We start from the raw sequence: 16,082 nt of genomic DNA, 5'->3' as shown, positions 1-16,082 counted from the left end.
CAGTAGGGTGGGCAAGCATTTGAGATCGCTATTGTTCTGGACGTGGAGAGTGACCCCATCCTAGAGTGGGGGGATGCAGCCGTTTCGCTTGGTGTCGCCGTATAAGCCGATGGGGGACCAGCCTAGGGCGATTGGCGAGCTGGTGGCGGGGGTGGAGCGGGGTGACCGGGCCCAGGTGCTGCTCGGGATTACCGGGTCGGGCAAGACGTTTACGATCGCCAATGTGATCGCGCAGACGCAGAAGCCGACGCTGATCATGGCCCACAACAAGATCTTGGCGGCGCAACTCTACGGCGAGTTCAAGGAGCTCTTCCCCGACAACGCCGTGCACTATTTCGTTAGCTATTACGACTATTACCAACCGGAGGCGTATGTGCCCTCGACCGATACCTTTATCGAGAAGGATTCGCAGATCAACGAGGAGATCGACCGCATGCGCCACGCGGCGACGTACGCGTTGTTGTCGCGGCGGGACGTGATTATTGTCGCCTCGGTGTCATGCATCTACGGTATTGGCTCGCGCGAGACGTATGCTGACATGACGTGCGACTTGGTCGCCGGCCAGACCACGGCGCGCGACGCCGTGCTGCGGCGGCTGGTCGAGCTGCAATACGAGCGCAATGACCTCGATTTTTCGCGCGGCAAATTTCGCGTCCGCGGCGACGTGGTCGAGATCTTTCCGGCGTACGAGGCCGACACAGCCATCCGCGTCGAATGGTTTGGCGACGAAATCGAACGCATCGTCGAGATCGATGCGCTGCGCGGCACCGTGAAGCAGGCGCTGCCGCAGACGCGCATTTTTCCCGCCTCGCACTTTGCGACGCCGCAAGACACGCTAGCGCGCGCCGCGGCGACCATTCGCGCCGAATTGGCCGAGCGGCTGCAGGCGCTTGAGGCCGAGGGCAAGCTGCTCGAACGGCAACGCCTCGAACAACGCACGCTGTATGACATGGAAAGCCTAGAACAGATGGGCTTTTGCAACGGCATCGAGAACTACTCGCGTCACCTTAGCGGCGCGGCCGCTGGCGAGCCGCCGCCGACGCTGATGGATTATTTTCCCAAGGACTATCTACTCGTGGTCGACGAGTCGCATCAGACCGTGCCGCAGATCGGCGCCATGTTCGCCGGCGATCGCTCGCGCAAGGAGACATTGGTGAGTTTTGGTTTTCGCCTGCCAAGCGCGCTCGATAACCGGCCGCTCAAATTTGCCGAGTGGGAGCAGCGCTTTGCAACCGGCATTTTTGTTTCGGCGACGCCGGCGGATTGGGAGCTTGCCCAGGCGCAGGGCGTCTACGTCGAGCAAATTATTCGCCCCACCGGGCTGCTCGATCCGCAAGTCGAAATCCGCCCGGTTGGCCGCCAAGTCGACGACCTGCTCGACGAAATTCGCGCCGTCGCGGCGCGCGGCGAACGCGTGCTCGTGACCACGCTAACCAAACGCATGGCGGAAGATCTCACCGACTACTACACGGAAATCGGCGTGCGCGTGCGGTACCTGCATTCGGACATCGACACGCTCGAGCGCATCCAGATCTTGCGCGAGCTGCGGCAAGGCGCGTTCGACGTGCTGGTTGGCATCAACTTGTTGCGCGAAGGCCTCGATATCCCCGAGGTGTCGCTGGTGGCGATCTTAGACGCCGACAAAGAAGGGTTTCTGCGCAGCGCGCGCTCGCTCATCCAAACCATTGGCCGCGCCGCGCGCAACCTGCATGGCCGCGTCATCTTGTACGCGGACAAGCAAACCGAATCGATCAAGTACGCGATGAGCGAGACCTCGCGGCGGCGGACCTTGCAGCAGGCGCACAACGACGCGCACGGCATCGTCCCGGCGTCGACCAAGCGCGGCATCACCGACGTGCACATTTCTGAGCCCACCCGGCGTGGCAAGGGCAAGACCGCGCGCGGCACGGCCGTGGACGCTTCGGCGATTTCGGATTTGGCGTCGCTGCGCGGCGCCATCGACAAGCTGCGCAAAGAGATGAAAACCGCCGCGGCAGACCTTGAATTCGAGACGGCGGCGGCGCTGCGCGACCAGGTGCGCCAGCTCGAGGCGCTCGAATTACAAATGCGGTAGTGGCGCAGAGCCTCGGGGCGCCTCATTTGGTACCAGCGCGGCCCTTGTACTGGCCAGCCTGGCACGCCATAAGGCGGCATGGCCCACGACGCTTCGATTCGCGAGACGAACATAGACATCCTAACCCGCGCCGGTTTTGTGGTCGCGTCTGACCTGCTGCTCGACGATGAGGCGCCCCTGTTGCGACCGGTGGTCGAAATTGCCAAGCGTTTTCTCGCGATCGAGGCGGTGTATGCGTGGTGCAGCGTGCCGCAAGACGAGCTGGCCAGCGATGACCTAAAAGTGTTTGTCGCGGCCAATCATCTCGAGACCTGGATGTCGGCCGGCGAGCTCAAGCTGTGGACGACCAAGCGCAGCGTCGCACTGGAGAAGAATGCGGCGACGATCGGGTGGCGGCTAGAAAACATGTGGCCGCTGGCATGGGTGCTTGGCTTTGAGCCCGCGCCTGGTTTTGACGGCGCGATGATCGATCAGGCCACCGGCCAGGCAATGGTGGTGGAGTTTGCTGGCGCGATGAGCGTCACCTTGGCAGAGCTCGTCGCGCGCGCCACGCCACGCAGCGCCGCGCAGGTGATTGCCATGGAAGATCTGTTTTACTGCGCGCACAATGCGGCAAGGCAGGCACAGTCCGGCGCTGCGACGGTGCCGAGCGGCTTCGATGCCGTGGTCAGCAGCGGCGTGATCATGGAGCGCCGACACGCGCTCACGTGGTGTCTGTCGCCGGGTATTGATTGGGACGATACCAACCTTGACGCGTAATCGAGGTGAACTATTTCAGTTGGTTAGCTCGGTTAGCTCAACCAGGGTCCGGACATCAGTGCTTTGTTCAGGTGATGGTGTCCGCTATTTGTGAATTAATGCAGTGAAGCTGTTAGTTCATGTTGCCGATAGCGTGTCAGCATGGCACGTTGTCCTCATGGAACGACCAAGCTGGATATTTTCCATCGAGCGTCTAGCAGCAGAGCGTGGCCTAACCGCCACCTTACTTGCCGCCGATGGTCGCGGCGTCGCGCCTCATCAACGCGGCGCCACCGACGCGTCGGGGCTTGCGTGTTGCTGGCCGGCGCTGGCCGCCGCAAATCGCAGCAAGTCTTACGCCATTGTGCGTTGTTGCAATGGCACGAGTGAAATTGTGATCCCCGCAGGATCAAAGACGTTACTGATCGGCCCGATCAAGGCGGACGGGCCGCTCGATAGCGCCGTCGCGCTCATCGCTGAAATTGCGGCCGAGCGCGCGAGCGCGGCCGCGGCCGTCGAAGCCACACCCTTGCTTGGCGACACCGCCATCATGCATGGCCTGCGCGCTAGCGTCTCGCTGATGGCGAACTCGGAGGCCTCCATCGTCGTGCTCGGCGAAAACGGCACCGGCAAGGAATTGGTCGCCCGTCAAATTCACGACCAGTCGGCGCGCGCGGCCGCGCCCTACGTCACCGTCAACTGCTCGGCGTTCAACGATAACTTGCTCGACTCCGAATTATTCGGTCACGTGCGCGGCGCGTTCACCGGCGCGGTCGCCGATCGCGAAGGGCTGCTCGAGACCGCGCATGGCGGCACGTTTTTTCTCGACGAGGTCGGCGACATGTCTCCGGCCTTGCAGGTCAAGCTGCTGCGGGTGTTGCAAGAGGGCACCTTCTATCGCGTCGGCAGCAATGAGCCGCGCCAGGTCGATGTGCGCATCATCGCCGCGACCAATCGCGATCTCGAGGCCATGGTGAAGCGCGGCGACTTCCGCGAAGATCTTTATTATCGGCTCAACGTCATCGCGGTGCGGGTGCCGCCCCTGCGCGATCGCCAGGCTGATATTCCCTTGCTGGTTAAAACGTTTTTGGCGCGCCTGGCCGCGCGCAACGGCGTCACCAAGACCATGGCGGCAAACTGCCTGGGCGCGTTGCTGAGCTATGCGTGGCCGGGCAACGTGCGCGAGCTCGAAAATGAGGTCGAGCGCATGTATGTGCTCTCAGGCGATGGCACCGTCATCGACTGGCACCATCTCTCGGCGCGCATCTCCAATGGCGCGGACGTTCCCTTGCAGGCTGCAACGCCCGAGCACACCAACCCTGGCTTGCGGCTACCCGAGGCGGCGGCGGGGGAAGGCTCGCAAGGCGCTCCCGAGCACTCGCTGCCCAAGGTGATCGAGACCACTGAGCGCCTCATGATCCGCGACGCGCTGATGCGCCATCGCGGCAACAAGACGCGCGCGGCGGCCGAGCTGGAAATCTCGCGGCGCAACCTGATTCGTTTGGTGCAGAAATACGATCTCGACCATTGGCGCCGCACGTAGGCGCATTCGGCCTTAGCCCGCCATTGAATCGGTCAGCGCATGCGAGGCGTCGCAACACGCCGTCACCAGATCCATATCTTGCGCGAGATGGCTAGCGATAAGCGATGACAGCGCGCAGCCGGTGCCGCGCAGCGACGTGCCTCCTGGCACAAACGTTTTTTCGATCACGTAAAGGTCTTTACCGACCACCAAGACATCCGAGATGCGGCCGGCGTCGCTCGGCGCGTGGCCGCCCTTGACCATCACCGCAAGGCCAAGTGCCGTCGCGAGCGGTGGCGCCAGCGCCGCATGGGAGGCCTCCCCGCTCGCCTTAATTCCTAGCGCCTTCGCCAACGCGCGCGCCTCCTCTACGTTGGGCGTGATGACGGCGACCGCCCCAAGATGGCGACGAGCGCGCAACGCCAGCGCGGGCGCCAAGGTCTGCACGAGTGCGCGCAGCGAGCCTTTGACCAGCGCGCCGCCGCTCGACGCCGCCAACACGGGATCCCACACTACCGCGGCCTGGGGCACGGTTTTGAGCCAGGTTGCGATCACCGCCGCCGTGGCCGCATCAGGCACCAGGCCGATCTTGATCGCGGCGATCGCCTCGCGCGCCGCCTTGCCTCGCGATAGCCGTGCCAGTTGCGCCGCAAGCACCTTTGGCGCGATGACGGCGCCAGTTTCGGCGGGCGCACCGCCACCTTGAATGGTCGACGCCGTGACGATGCCGTAGGCGTGAAGCCCCGCGGCGCGAATCACCGCCACATCGGCGAGGAGGCCCGCGCCTCCGGTAGGGTCCAGCCCCGCGATCGCTACCACCACCGGCGGCAAGGCAGCGGGCGAGGACCTTGGCAATACGCGCTTTGACATGGCGCCATCGTACGCCGCCGATGGCAATTGCGGGGACGAGGCGGTAGCCTTTGATCATGCGCGTTGCCCTCGCCATCGCTTGCTTGCTTGGCGTCACCAGCGCCATCGCAACGCCACGCACGGCTGCCGCTGCGACCGATGCCGACGCGACGCCACTGGGTGCGGCGTTTGCCGCGTATGAACGCGGCGATCTCGCGGCTGCCGAGGCCGCCTTGGCGCGCGGAGACGGCGCCATCCTCAATGCCGATTATGCGCTCTACCTGCGCGGGTCAATCGCGCTGTTGCAAGGTGATGCCGCCGCGGCGCGGGTCGCCTTCACGCGGCTCGCCACCATGCCCTCGTCGCGCTTCGCTGAGCAGGCCGCCTGGCGTGCCGCCGACGCGCTGTGGCTTTCGCCGTCACCTGATGACAAGCGCCTAGCCGCCAAGGAATACGCCACGCTGAAGAAGCGCCGCGGTCCACCCCCCGCGCAAATCGATCTTGCGGTCATCGAGCACCGTCTGCTCTCGCTCGCACCGCCCGCGCAACAAGTCGCGCGCCTGCGCCAGCTGCTTATCGCTAGCCCTGGGCATCCGCTGGAGTCGCAGTTTATCGCCGACTTGCGTCGGGTCGCGCCAAGGCAACCCTTGTTGGCACCAGCGCAACAGCTCGATCGCATCGCCCAGCTCGCCGCGCAACGCGACTGGGTCGTTGCGATGAGCGAGCTTGCCGCCCTGCCCGCCGCGCTGCCAAAACCGCTGGCCTTGCGCGCGCAGTTTCTTACAGGCGACACGCTGTTTCGCATGCGCAAGCGCTACGAAGAGGCTGGCCGCCTGCTGCTCGCCATCTACGATCAACTCGGCGCCGACGCGCCGCGCGCGATGTTTCGCGGCGCCCGCGCGCTGTCGCGGGCCGATCGCGACGACGAGGCGATCTCTCATTACCTCGCGCTGGTCGCCAAATATCCACGCTCTGAGCAGGCCCACGAGGCGTTTTTCCTCGCAGGCTGGCTCGAATTTAATCGCGGCAACTATGCGCTCGCGGCGCCGCGGCTCGCCGCCATGATCGCCAAGTATCCGGGTTCGGAGTGGCGCGGCGAGGCCGAGTGGTTCTTGGCGTATTCGCATTATCTACTGGCACAATACGATCTTGCAATTGCGGCCTTGGCACGCCTCGCCCGCAGCGACGAGGAACAAATTGGCGGCAAGGCCCGCTATTGGACGGCGCGCGCCCACGCCTTGCGCGGCGACAAGGCCGCGGCCATTGCTGGCTACAAAGACGTCGTCAACACGTGGCCGCTGACTTGGTATGCAACGCTCGCGCGCACGCGGCTGGCCGAGTTCACCATCGCCATGCCGCCGCTGGGTGAGGCGCCTCGCACAGCCACCGGTCCCCTGATTGAGCCGGGGGATCCGTTGGTGCTGCCCGAGGTCGTCGCCGATCCGCTCATCATGCGCGTGCGCGAACTGCAGGCGGCGGGCCTCCCGCGCGACGCCGGAATCGAGCTGCAGCGCGGCGAGAGCGCGCTGCGCAAGCGCTTTGCCGCGCCACGCGCCTGGGCGATCTTGCATGCCTTGTATCCGGCGCTAGACCATCCAGGACGCCTGTTTAAGCTCGCGACCTCCTACCACGGCGGCGCCCTGCGCGCGGCGCCCACCGGCAATGCGCGGCGTTGGTGGGAGGCCGCCTTTCCCCGCGCCTTTGCCGGCGTCATCGCCACGCGCGGCCACCTCGGCGCCGCGCCGCCTGAGTTTATCTTTGCCATCATGCGCGTCGAGAGTGGCTATGACCCGCACGTGGTGTCGTTCGCCGATGCGCAGGGCCTCTTGCAAATGATCCCCCCCACCACCACCCGCGTCGCGGGCAGCCTGGGCCTGAGCTATGGCGAGGGCGACCTGTTTGACGTCGCGTTTAACATCGAGACCGGCAGCTGGTACATAGGCGGGCTGTTTGAGAAATTCGCCCGCCAGGTCCCCATTGCGGCCGCGTCGTTTAACGCCGGGCCCGTCGCGATGATGCGCTGGCTGAACGCGCCGCATATGAACACGCGGCCCCTCGATGAATTTGTCGAGCTGGTATCGTTTCGCGAGACGCGCGAATACATGAAACGCGTCACCACGCACTACATTCGCTACCAATTTCTCTACCACGACGCGGTCTACGAGCAACCCCTGACGCTACAGCGGGGGTATCGCGCCGACGACCTCAATTATTGAGCCGGCGCGAGGGTTGCGATCGCCGCCGCGCGTCTCTACATTCCGCCCATGCGGACGTATCGGCTCTTTGTGCAACGCGAACAATATAAGGTTTCTTGCGCGCACATGACGGTCTTTCCCGATGGCAGCAAAGAGCGCTTGCATGGCCACAACTACCAGCTTGGCTGTGAGCTCGAGGTGAGCGATATTTCATTTCAAAAAATCGTGCCGTTCGCGATGGTCAAGCAGGCGCTGGCCGAGCTGTGCACCGCGTGGAAAGAAAAAGTCTTTCTTGCCAAACACAACCCGTATTTCCGCTTGCTGCAGCAAGACGCGACGTCGGTGATTTTTACGCTATGCGACCAACACTACGAGCTGCCACTAGCCGACGTGCTCTTGCTTGACACCGATAACATCACCGTCGAGACGTTGGCTGATCTGGCAGCGACGCACCTGAGCAACCGGCTGGGCTCCTGGCTCAAGCAACCTCACGTGCTGCGGCTTGAGGCGATGGTGAGCGAGACGCCAGGCCAGGGCGCCAGCTGCACAATTACGTTCTAGGACAGAACCGCATTGGGTGGGTAACTTTCGGTGTACGGCTTCGCGAGCCTCGTTACATCCAGACGGATGCGCCTGCCGCATCGCGCGTCCATGGGTTGGCGCGGTCTGGCTCTGACGAAACACTCGCGTACGATTCCAGCATTCGGACACTAGCGTGTCCGCCTCCACCCACTGCGTTCTGTTCTCCGCCCTTTAGGATCTTAGATTGTCCGGCTCTGTTAGCTGGCGGCGATGCAGGTGCCGCCGGTGCATTGGCTCCCCGGTACACATTCAAAGTTATTGTTGCAGGCTTCGCCGATGGCGATTTGGCCTTCGAGCATGGCGCCGCACGAGCTGTCCGTGAGCAGCCCCGACGGATCTTGCGACCACAGCTCGTCGCAGGTGGTGGCATCGAGCTGCGCGTTTACTTCCTCGACGCAGGCCGCGCCCTTTTCTGCGTCATACACGATGCGACCAGCTTCGACGGATTCCGTGACGCCGTTTAGCCCGAACTGATCGACCAGCACCAGCTTGCAATCCTTTTCGGTGGTGCCAAAAAACGAATCGAAGGTCTCGGGACCGCCGAACGGGAAGCTGTCGCGACACGCAAACAGCTTGGCGCACGCCGCGGTTAGCATGCCATCCACGGCGTCCTCGGGGGACAAGGCCGGCGTGTTGTCGGGCGGCGGCTCGCCTCCCGTGTCATCGCTGCCGCAGGCGCCCAGCGTCAGCGCGAGCAAGGCCGCGAGGCACATCGGCGAGGCAACATGTTGCACTAATTTCATGTGCGGACGCTAGCACGGCCCACGGGGTGCACAAGCGGCCGCTACAAGATCCGGCGCGGCGCGACCGTGGCATTGGCCACAAGCAGACCCGCGACGATGGTGGTGGCCGCGATAAACATCTGAAATGTCGTCTCAACCCCGGCCATGGTGTGGTGTTCGAGCAGCGCGTCAAAACCGCGATAGCCCATGCTACCCGGCACCAAGATCAGCACGGCGGGCACCTGTACCACCTGCGAGGGCCTCGATAAGAGCCGCGCATACAGATTGGTCAGCATGCCGAGCACGAAGGCGCCCAGCAGCGCGCCGAGGTTGTTGCCGAGCACGCTCGAGCCAAGGGTCTTGCCGAGGTAGCCGGCAAAGGCCGCGACGATAATCCAGCCAAGCACGCGGCGATTGGCTTGTACCAGGCCCGCCATGGCAATCGCGGCGACCAGCAGCGCCGGCCACAGCGCCCACGCTGGCAGCGCCTGCGCCCGCACCGCATTGGCCGCAAAGAGCTGCTGCGCGAGCAGTTCGCCAATGGCGACGCCGACCACGACCTGGAGCAGCACGGTGATCGCCGCAAACATGCGCGCCGTGCCGGAAATCAAGTGCTTGGTCGCCAGCTCGCTCATGGCGGTGGTGAGCATGAGGCCGGGCAGCAGAACGACGATCGCGGCCATGGTCACCAGCGAGCTCGACATCGGCCACAGGCGCGCCGCCGCGCCCGCGACGAGCGCCGCCATCACCGCGCTCACCAGCTCGTAGATTTGTAGGCGCTGGCGGTCGCGCGACATCAGGTGCTCGAGCCCGCCGATCAGTGTGCCGATAAACGTCGCCACCACGACCTCGCGCCAGCCGCCGGCAAATAGCACCGCGACCGAGCCCGCCGCCGCGCCATAAGCCGCGATCGACGTCGGCGCGTTCCATTCGTCGGGCGCGCGTTCGATATCGTGCAACCGCGCGGTAGCGTCGACCACGTCGACCTTGCCGGCGATGACTTGGTCGGCAAGGCGATCGGCCTTCGCCAACTTATCCATATTGTTTTCAGGCGCATCCATTGCCATCATCGTGGTGCGCAGGTCGCTCGGCTTGCCAAAACTGACGATGAGCGCGGTCGGCGTCGAAAAGTAGTCGGCCGATAGCCCGAGCTTGCGCGACACCACTTGCAGCGCGTCTTCGAGCCGGTGCGCCGGCGTGCCATAACGGTGCAGCACGCGGCCAAGGTCGAGGACAAACTCGATGGCCTGGCGTTCTTCGGTGGAGGTTTCGCCGCGGGGACTCATGCGGGATTACTCTACGACCTGGCGCACGGGGCCCCAAGTTTTGGCTAAGCGGTCACCTCGCGGTGGGGGTTTACCCTCCCCAGCCTGGTGACAGCGAGCACCAAATGAGGCGCGGCCTGCCTTACTCCCAGGCGTCTGGAGCCGCTTTTGGCGGGCTAAACGCCCGGCATGAATGTTGCTGTGTAGCCCGCCATGCAATCAAAACTTTCCCGTATTATCTTTGCCTCCCTCCTCTCGGTCAGCACAATTTCGTCGGCCTTTGCCGGTAGCCCAGCGCAACAGGGTAAAGGCAAGCCGGCCAAGACGGGTAATCGCCTTAACCCGGCGACCGGCACGCCGCTTAAGCCGGCGCGCATGCGGGTGACCAAGGGTAATAAGCTCACGACCTATCGCGCCGAATCGGCGACTATCCAAAACAACCCCCCTCGCGTCGACCCGGTGATGGTTGAGGTCGACGAGTACTACGGCGAAGGCGTCGCGCTGCACGACACGCCGACGAAAGGCATCGACCTGTCACAGCGCGAATTTGATGCGACCGGGAAAATGAAGCCGCTCACGCCAGGAAGCGTTCGAACCGCTATGACTGGCAAAAAGATGACCGAATCGACGCCGCTAGACCGCGTCGGCAAGGGCGGCCAAAAACAATTTGATATCGCGCAACCCGCGAACAAGCCTATGGCGATGGTCTTTACCTCCGATGACGTCGGCCACGTTGGCACGAAATACACGCGCATCGTCAAGGCCAAGGGCAAGCCGCGCAGCTACAAGCTCGACACCTCGGGCGCCTTCCCCGTCTTTTCTGCTGAAGGCGGCGACCTAGCCGGCGACTTTGCGCCCTACCTAAATGCAAACGTCGTTGGCGTCACACCGGCGCACTATCCAACGCTTGGCGGTGGCGACCAAGGCCAGGGTCAACAAGGCAAACGCGGCGGCAAGGGCTCGATCAGCAAACAGGCGCGCGTCGTTCTCCGCGGCGGCGTCAACGCCATCCCTCCCGGATCCAAATTTCGCGTCGTCAACATGACGACGGGAGAGACGGGTAAATGGATGGACGCGCACGCTGAAACCGGCAGCTTTCGCGCCAGCGCCGACGTAAGCGGGCTCAACGACGATTTGGCGATCGATGTTCAGACCGGCACCGACACGAAAGAGTCGGCCATTATCACTACGCGCTATTCATTTCGCTCTCCCTACGACGCTGAGATAGAGGCCGGCAAGTTACCGCTACTGCCAGCCAAGTTTACGGCCGGCGCTCCAGTTGTTGAAAGCGCACCGCATCCCGTCTCCGGCAAGGCCTATAAGGCCGCAAAAGCTGCCATATCGGCAAAGCTACGGCCGGGTATTACCTTTGATTCCATGATTACGCAGATGCGACTAAGCCCCGCCGAGGCCCGCGAGTTTGCCGTCATCGTCGAAGCTCATCTCGACAAGGTTGACGAGATTGGCAATCCAAGCAACCGGACTATCCAGTTTTATAAAGGCCAATGGTTTGCTTACAACTTCAACTCAACACTCGGGCCGGCACGCACGTGGAACCTAGATCCGGAGCCGGTTGACAAGCCTGACAGCGCGGCGCAGACCGCCCAAGCCGCCACCCGCTAGCGCAATCGCCGCCTGATTTACTACGCCGCCCCCTCCCCCTTGGGCCGCGGTCCGGGGTAATACTGGCGCTGCTTTATGAGCCCCATTTCTAGGCAACTTCTTGCCGTCAACTCCGAAGGCCCCGAGACCCGGGTCGGCGTGATCGAGGACGGCGTCTTACGTGAATTTTTTGTCGAGCGAAAACGCGATCGCGGCATGGTGGGCAACATCTACCGCGGCCGCGTCCAGCGGGTGCTGCCTGGCATGCAAGCGGCGTTCGTCGAGCTCGGGCCCAAGGTCGAACGCTCGGCGTTTCTCTTTGTCGCCGACGTGCTCGGCTCGGGCGAGGAGCGCAAGCTATTCGAAGACGCCGACGTCGGCGACGATTCCCGGCGCAAGCGCGAGGCCCGCGCCAACCGCCGCATTGAGGAGCTGCTGAAGCCCGGCAACGAAGTGATCTGCCAGGTCGTCAAAGACCCGGTCGCGCAAAAGGGCGCGCGCGTCACCAACTTTGTCTCGCTGCCGGGGCGCTACGGCGTGTTCATGCCGGGCGTCGATCAGGTCGGCGTGTCGCGCCGCATTGGCTCAGATAGCGAACGCCAGCGCCTGCGCGCCCTGGTCGACCAGGCGCGACCGCGCGACTCGGGCTTTATCGTGCGCACCGCCGCCGAGCGCGCCAAGGACCAAGAAATCATCGACGACGTCGACTACCTGGCGCGGCTATGGGGCGACATCGTGCAGCGCCGGCAAAACCAACATGGCCTGGGGCTCATCCACGAAGAGCTCGATCTGCCGCTGCGAACCGTGCGCGATCTGCTCACCGAAGACACCGAGGCCATCGTCATCGACGACGCCGAGCAATATCAGCGCGTGCGCCGCTTCACCGAGGCGTTTCTGCCGCGCTTTGTCGACAAGATTCGCCGCCACGAGGGCAGCCGCGCCATCTTTGACCAATATCAAATCGAGCCCGAGCTGCGCACCGCGCTGTCGCGCCGCGTGCCGCTGAAATCCGGCGGCTCGCTGGTGATTGACCAGGGCGAGGCGCTGACCGCAATCGACGTCAACACCGGCAGCTTCGTCGGCAGCGACAACCTCGAAGAAACCGTCACCCGCAACAACCTCGAGGCCAGCGCCGAGGTGGCGCGCCAGCTGCGCCTGCGCAATATCGGCGGCATCATCGTCGTCGACTTTGTCGACATGTCCAAAGAGGGCAATCGCAGCAAGGTTTGGGAGGCCTTTTCCGGCGAGCTGCAAAAAGACCGCTCGCGCTGCAACCTCACCCGCATCAGCGAGCTCGGCCTAGTCGAGATGACGCGCAAGCGCACCCGCGAATCGCTGCACCACGTGCTCACCGAGCCGTGCCCCACCTGCGAGGGCGCCGGCGTGGTCAAGTCGACCGAAACCATGGCCTACGAGGTCTTGCGCGAAGTGCGCCGCCACGGCGAATTGGCCGACGGCGAGCGCCTGGAAATTGAATGCCATCCCCGCGTCGTCGAGATCATCACGCGCGACGAGCGCGAATACCTCGACTTTCTCGAAAAGAAATTCCAAAAGGCGATCGCGCTGGTGCCGCAAAAAAGCTGGCGCTATGACCAGTATCGCATCGCCGGCAAGATGTCGAGCGAGCTCATCGCGTCAGAAAAAAAGCTGCCTAGCCAAGGCGGCAGCGCTGGCGGTCAGAGCAGCGAGAGTGCCGACGGCACCAGCGGCGGCGGTGGTAACCGCACTCGCAGCCGTGGCGGTCGCGGCGGCTCACGCCGCGGCGGCAGCAACCGCCGCTAAGTCAGCGGCGCGCGACCACATGCTTCCACGACGCAAAACCAACCGGCAGGTGGGCGCACGTGTCTTCCTGCTCGCAGATAGCGACCCTCGGGGCGCAGCGAGACGCCTGTGGTATCCACATCCCTCGGTGCCACGAACACCGCCCTGCAATTTATGCTCGCGGAAGAAACGTGCGCCCACCTGCCGGTTGGTTTCTTAGCGCGGCACGATGACACTGGCGCCGGCGCCAACTTCAGGGCCGGTGCATGCAAGCTGCAGCGCCTGGCCTTCGATGGCGACTACGTCGCATTCATAGGCGGCGCCGCCGTCGGCACCGCGCAACGTCGTTTTGCTTCCAACTTGATAGCGTGCCGCCGTGGCGCCCCCGGGGAGCGTCAGGGTATGGGTATGAGAAGGCGTCACCTGCAGCTCAACTAGCGCATCGCCTGCCGCAACTGTATCGCCAACCTTGGCCGCCTGGGAAACCGTCCCATCGGCCGGGGCCTTGACAACAAACGCGGCAAGCTGCGCGGCGATTGCGTCGCGGCGCTTGACCGCATCGTCGAGCTTGGCTTGGCGCGCTTGCACTTGCGAGCCAAGCTGCGCCGCGAGCGGGCCATTAGCGGCGCCCTCGGCGGCCTTTTGTTTATCTTGCAAGGCGCGAATGTCGGCGGGGTAGCGCTTCTCGATGTCGTAGATGAGGCCCTCGGTGGCCGATCCGAGCTGCTTCTCAATTTTTGCGTAGCCCTCGAGCTTGGCGATGGCGTCGCCAGCCTTGACGGGCGCGCCTACCGCGGCGCTGACGGCCACCTTGCCGGTTTGCGCGGCCATAAGCTTGGTTGTGGTTGGCACCGCGGCCGCGAGTGGCGCGGTCAGTGGAGGAGGCGGCGCGGCCGGCTGGGGTGCAAGCTGCGGCGCCGAGTCGCCGGTGTGCTTGGCCTTGTCGAGCACGAGTTTCTTGTAGACGAAAAAGGCTGCCACCGCGAGCACCGCGAGGACGGCCACCGTGACCGCTATTTTCACCGCGGCGGAATGCGTCGGCGCGCCAACCGCGGCGGCGGGCTGACGCGACGACGCGGGTACCGGATGGGCGGGCAATGGCAGCGCAACTGGTGGCGCGTACATGGTCGCGGCCGTGCCAATCGCCGCGGGCGTCTCAACAAAATCGTCGTCATCGACAAAGGCCATCGTCGGGTCGTCATTGCCGCGATCGGCACCAAGCACCGAAGCCGCGCGAGCGGCCGGCGGCGGCGCCATCATCGTCATGTCGGCAACCTCCATGTCGAGGACGTCGTCGGCTTCTTGCAAGGGAATTTGCATCATCTGCGACTTGCGCACCGCCTGCTGCACGTCGGTCGCGCTCACGGTCATGTCATCGTCGAGCAGTGATTGCTGGGCGAGGCGTGGTTGCACGCCTGCGGGCGCGTCCTCGGGCGAGGTGATGGTCTTGTCGTCGCCAAACTCGAGCCGGGCAGGAGGTATCGACGACGGCGACGAACGCCGCGGCGGCATGCCGGCGAGTACGTCGTGAAACTCCACCGCAGGCGTGTCCGTCTCAAAGGCGTCGTCTTCGGCGTCGAGGTCGAGGCTGCGCGCCGACGGCGCCGCATCGCCAAAAGCTGCGGGCTTGGAACGCGGTGCGGCCGCATCTAGCATGCCGTCGAACGAATCGCCCGAAGGCATGCTGGGTTGCGGCGCGGCGGCGACCCACGTATCAGCCTGCGACGAGGCTTCGGCCTGCGCGGCGGTTGGCTCGGCAAACGGATCTTCATAACTCTTGTCAACTTGCGGCGCATAGACCGCGGTGGCGACCGGCACTTCCATCACCGCCGGCGTCTCAGAGGCTGCCGCGCCCGGCGCGCCAAGTCCAAAGGCATCGGCCTCAGCCGCGGCCGATGTGCTCGCCGCGGGCGTCGCGACGCCGCCCGCATTGCCGAGATCAAAATTAACCCCCGCACCAAAGGCGTCCCCGTACCCCGAGGCCAGCGGCGTCATGTGCCCGAGTTCAAATTCTTCGACCGCGTCTGGTGCTTGCGGCCTCGCCGCAACAACGCCTCTCACCAAGCCTTCGGGAACATCTCGTAGCTTGTCTTCGCTAGCGTCCCCAGATCCGTAGATCGGCGCGGGCGTCGCGGTCGACGTACGCGTTCGCGTGATGGCGGGGGCCGACATCGAGCTCGTCAGCGGTGGCGCCAACGCTTCCATGTGGGGATTGGTCGCGAGCGCGGCGACGAGGTCATCCGCCGCCACCGACGTTGCGGTCCCCTGGTCAAACTCGTTATGCGCCTCCATGGCCCGCAGCGCCGCCGCATTGGGCAGCGGCACGGCAATCTGCATGGACGCGGTCGGGCCGCTCTTGGGTGTAGCCGGCGGTGGCGCCGCGACATCGGCAAACGAGATTTCGTCGCCAGCGTCGCGTGGCGCGGCGGGCGAGGCCGCGACGTCGCTTTCGTCGAGATAGCCGAATTGCCCAAGCGCCGCGATCACCGCGCGCACCTCGGCCTCAGACGGCGTAAGCCCCAGCTCTTGCTTGGCCCACGCCGAGAGCGACGCCAGATCGCGCTGGCCATCCATGCCACACGCCAGGCTATATTCGACAAAATACAGCCGCGTCGCCTCGCCGGTGTCGGGATCGATCAGATCGACAAATTGCTCGCCGCCGTCTTCGATCTCCTCGGCCAGCAAGTCTTCGCGCAGGCGCGGACGGTGCATCCAAGCCGCGTCGTCGCCACGTTGCCCAGTGCCTCGGGAGTGATCGCCGCCTGACATCAT

11 protein-coding genes are annotated in these 16,082 nt (G+C 64.4%); 7 read left to right on the top strand and 4 right to left on the bottom strand.

Annotated elements, in window-relative coordinates:
• Positions 1 to 73 precede the first annotated feature (73 nt).
• The 3 genes from uvrB to IPL79_14490 all read left to right on the top strand — a co-directional run bounded on the left by uvrB (position 74) and on the right by IPL79_14490 (position 4,355).
• Entirely contained in the window at positions 74 to 2,074 is a 2,001-nt protein-coding gene (uvrB, locus tag IPL79_14500; protein ID MBK9072188.1) for an excinuclease ABC subunit UvrB, read from the top strand.
• A gap of 78 nt (positions 2,075 to 2,152) precedes the next feature.
• On the top strand, positions 2,153 to 2,833 hold the full coding sequence (locus IPL79_14495; protein MBK9072187.1) for a DUF4272 domain-containing protein: 681 nt from the start codon (positions 2,153 to 2,155) through the stop codon (positions 2,831 to 2,833).
• A 157-nt stretch (positions 2,834 to 2,990) separates the two neighbouring features.
• Positions 2,991 to 4,355: a sigma-54-dependent Fis family transcriptional regulator gene (locus IPL79_14490; GenBank protein ID MBK9072186.1), complete on the top strand. Its 1,365-nt coding sequence runs from the start codon at positions 2,991 to 2,993 to the stop codon at positions 4,353 to 4,355.
• Between the two features lie 12 nt (positions 4,356 to 4,367).
• Here IPL79_14490 and IPL79_14485 read toward each other — a convergent pair whose 3' ends face one another.
• On the bottom strand, positions 4,368 to 5,204 hold the full coding sequence (locus IPL79_14485) for a bifunctional hydroxymethylpyrimidine kinase/phosphomethylpyrimidine kinase (protein ID MBK9072185.1): 837 nt from the start codon (positions 5,202 to 5,204) through the stop codon (positions 4,368 to 4,370).
• Between the two features lie 56 nt (positions 5,205 to 5,260).
• Between IPL79_14485 and IPL79_14480 the strand changes: the two genes are divergently transcribed.
• The gene (locus IPL79_14480; GenBank protein MBK9072184.1) at positions 5,261 to 7,399 is read left to right on the top strand and encodes a transglycosylase SLT domain-containing protein; all 2,139 of its coding nucleotides are present in this window, start codon (positions 5,261 to 5,263) and stop codon (positions 7,397 to 7,399) included.
• A gap of 48 nt (positions 7,400 to 7,447) precedes the next feature.
• Positions 7,448 to 7,939, top strand: coding sequence for a 6-carboxytetrahydropterin synthase (locus IPL79_14475; protein MBK9072183.1), 492 nt, complete (start codon positions 7,448 to 7,450; stop codon positions 7,937 to 7,939).
• A gap of 218 nt (positions 7,940 to 8,157) precedes the next feature.
• On the opposite strand, the gene IPL79_14470 is transcribed toward IPL79_14475, so the two are convergent.
• Positions 8,158 to 8,703 carry a hypothetical protein gene (locus IPL79_14470; GenBank protein MBK9072182.1) on the bottom strand — a complete coding sequence of 182 codons (546 nt, stop codon included), beginning with the start codon at positions 8,701 to 8,703 and terminating at the stop codon, positions 8,158 to 8,160.
• A gap of 41 nt (positions 8,704 to 8,744) precedes the next feature.
• Positions 8,745 to 9,968 carry a threonine/serine exporter family protein gene (locus tag IPL79_14465; GenBank protein ID MBK9072181.1) on the bottom strand — a complete coding sequence of 408 codons (1,224 nt, stop codon included), beginning with the start codon at positions 9,966 to 9,968 and terminating at the stop codon, positions 8,745 to 8,747.
• A gap of 192 nt (positions 9,969 to 10,160) precedes the next feature.
• Between IPL79_14465 and IPL79_14460 the strand changes: the two genes are divergently transcribed.
• Together IPL79_14460 and IPL79_14455 are read left to right on the top strand one after the other, a co-directional pair.
• Positions 10,161 to 11,570 (top strand): hypothetical protein, encoded by a 1,410-nt coding sequence (locus IPL79_14460; protein MBK9072180.1) that lies wholly within the window; start codon positions 10,161 to 10,163, stop codon positions 11,568 to 11,570.
• A gap of 84 nt (positions 11,571 to 11,654) precedes the next feature.
• Positions 11,655 to 13,331, top strand: a complete 1,677-nt coding sequence (locus IPL79_14455) for an Rne/Rng family ribonuclease (GenBank protein MBK9072179.1) — start codon at positions 11,655 to 11,657, stop codon at positions 13,329 to 13,331.
• Between the two features lie 195 nt (positions 13,332 to 13,526).
• Here IPL79_14455 and IPL79_14450 read toward each other — a convergent pair whose 3' ends face one another.
• A complete protein-coding gene (locus IPL79_14450; GenBank protein MBK9072178.1) occupies positions 13,527 to 16,082 on the bottom strand; it encodes a hypothetical protein in 2,556 nt (851 codons plus the stop codon).

It is taken from the genome of Myxococcales bacterium (assembly GCA_016716835.1).
GTDB lineage: Bacteria > Myxococcota_A > Polyangia > Haliangiales > Haliangiaceae > JADJUW01.
This window is presented reverse-complemented; position numbering and strand designations above follow the sequence as displayed.

Excerpts from the sequence above, each read along its gene's own strand:
- IPL79_14495 (MBK9072187.1), top strand. The coding sequence starts at position 2,153 with ATGGCCCACGACGCTTCGATTCGCGAGACGAACATAGACATCCTAACC.
- IPL79_14485 (MBK9072185.1), bottom strand. The coding sequence starts at position 5,204 with ATGTCAAAGCGCGTATTGCCAAGGTCCTCGCCCGCTGCCTTGCCGCCG.
- uvrB (MBK9072188.1), top strand. The coding sequence starts at position 74 with ATGCAGCCGTTTCGCTTGGTGTCGCCGTATAAGCCGATGGGGGACCAG.
- IPL79_14450 (MBK9072178.1), bottom strand. The coding sequence starts at position 16,082 with ATGATGTCAGGCGGCGATCACTCCCGAGGCACTGGGCAACGTGGCGAC.
- IPL79_14465 (MBK9072181.1), bottom strand. The coding sequence starts at position 9,968 with ATGAGTCCCCGCGGCGAAACCTCCACCGAAGAACGCCAGGCCATCGAG.
- IPL79_14470 (MBK9072182.1), bottom strand. The coding sequence starts at position 8,703 with ATGAAATTAGTGCAACATGTTGCCTCGCCGATGTGCCTCGCGGCCTTG.
- IPL79_14480 (MBK9072184.1), top strand. The coding sequence starts at position 5,261 with ATGCGCGTTGCCCTCGCCATCGCTTGCTTGCTTGGCGTCACCAGCGCC.
- IPL79_14460 (MBK9072180.1), top strand. The coding sequence starts at position 10,161 with ATGCAATCAAAACTTTCCCGTATTATCTTTGCCTCCCTCCTCTCGGTC.
- IPL79_14475 (MBK9072183.1), top strand. The coding sequence starts at position 7,448 with ATGCGGACGTATCGGCTCTTTGTGCAACGCGAACAATATAAGGTTTCT.
- IPL79_14490 (MBK9072186.1), top strand. The coding sequence starts at position 2,991 with ATGGAACGACCAAGCTGGATATTTTCCATCGAGCGTCTAGCAGCAGAG.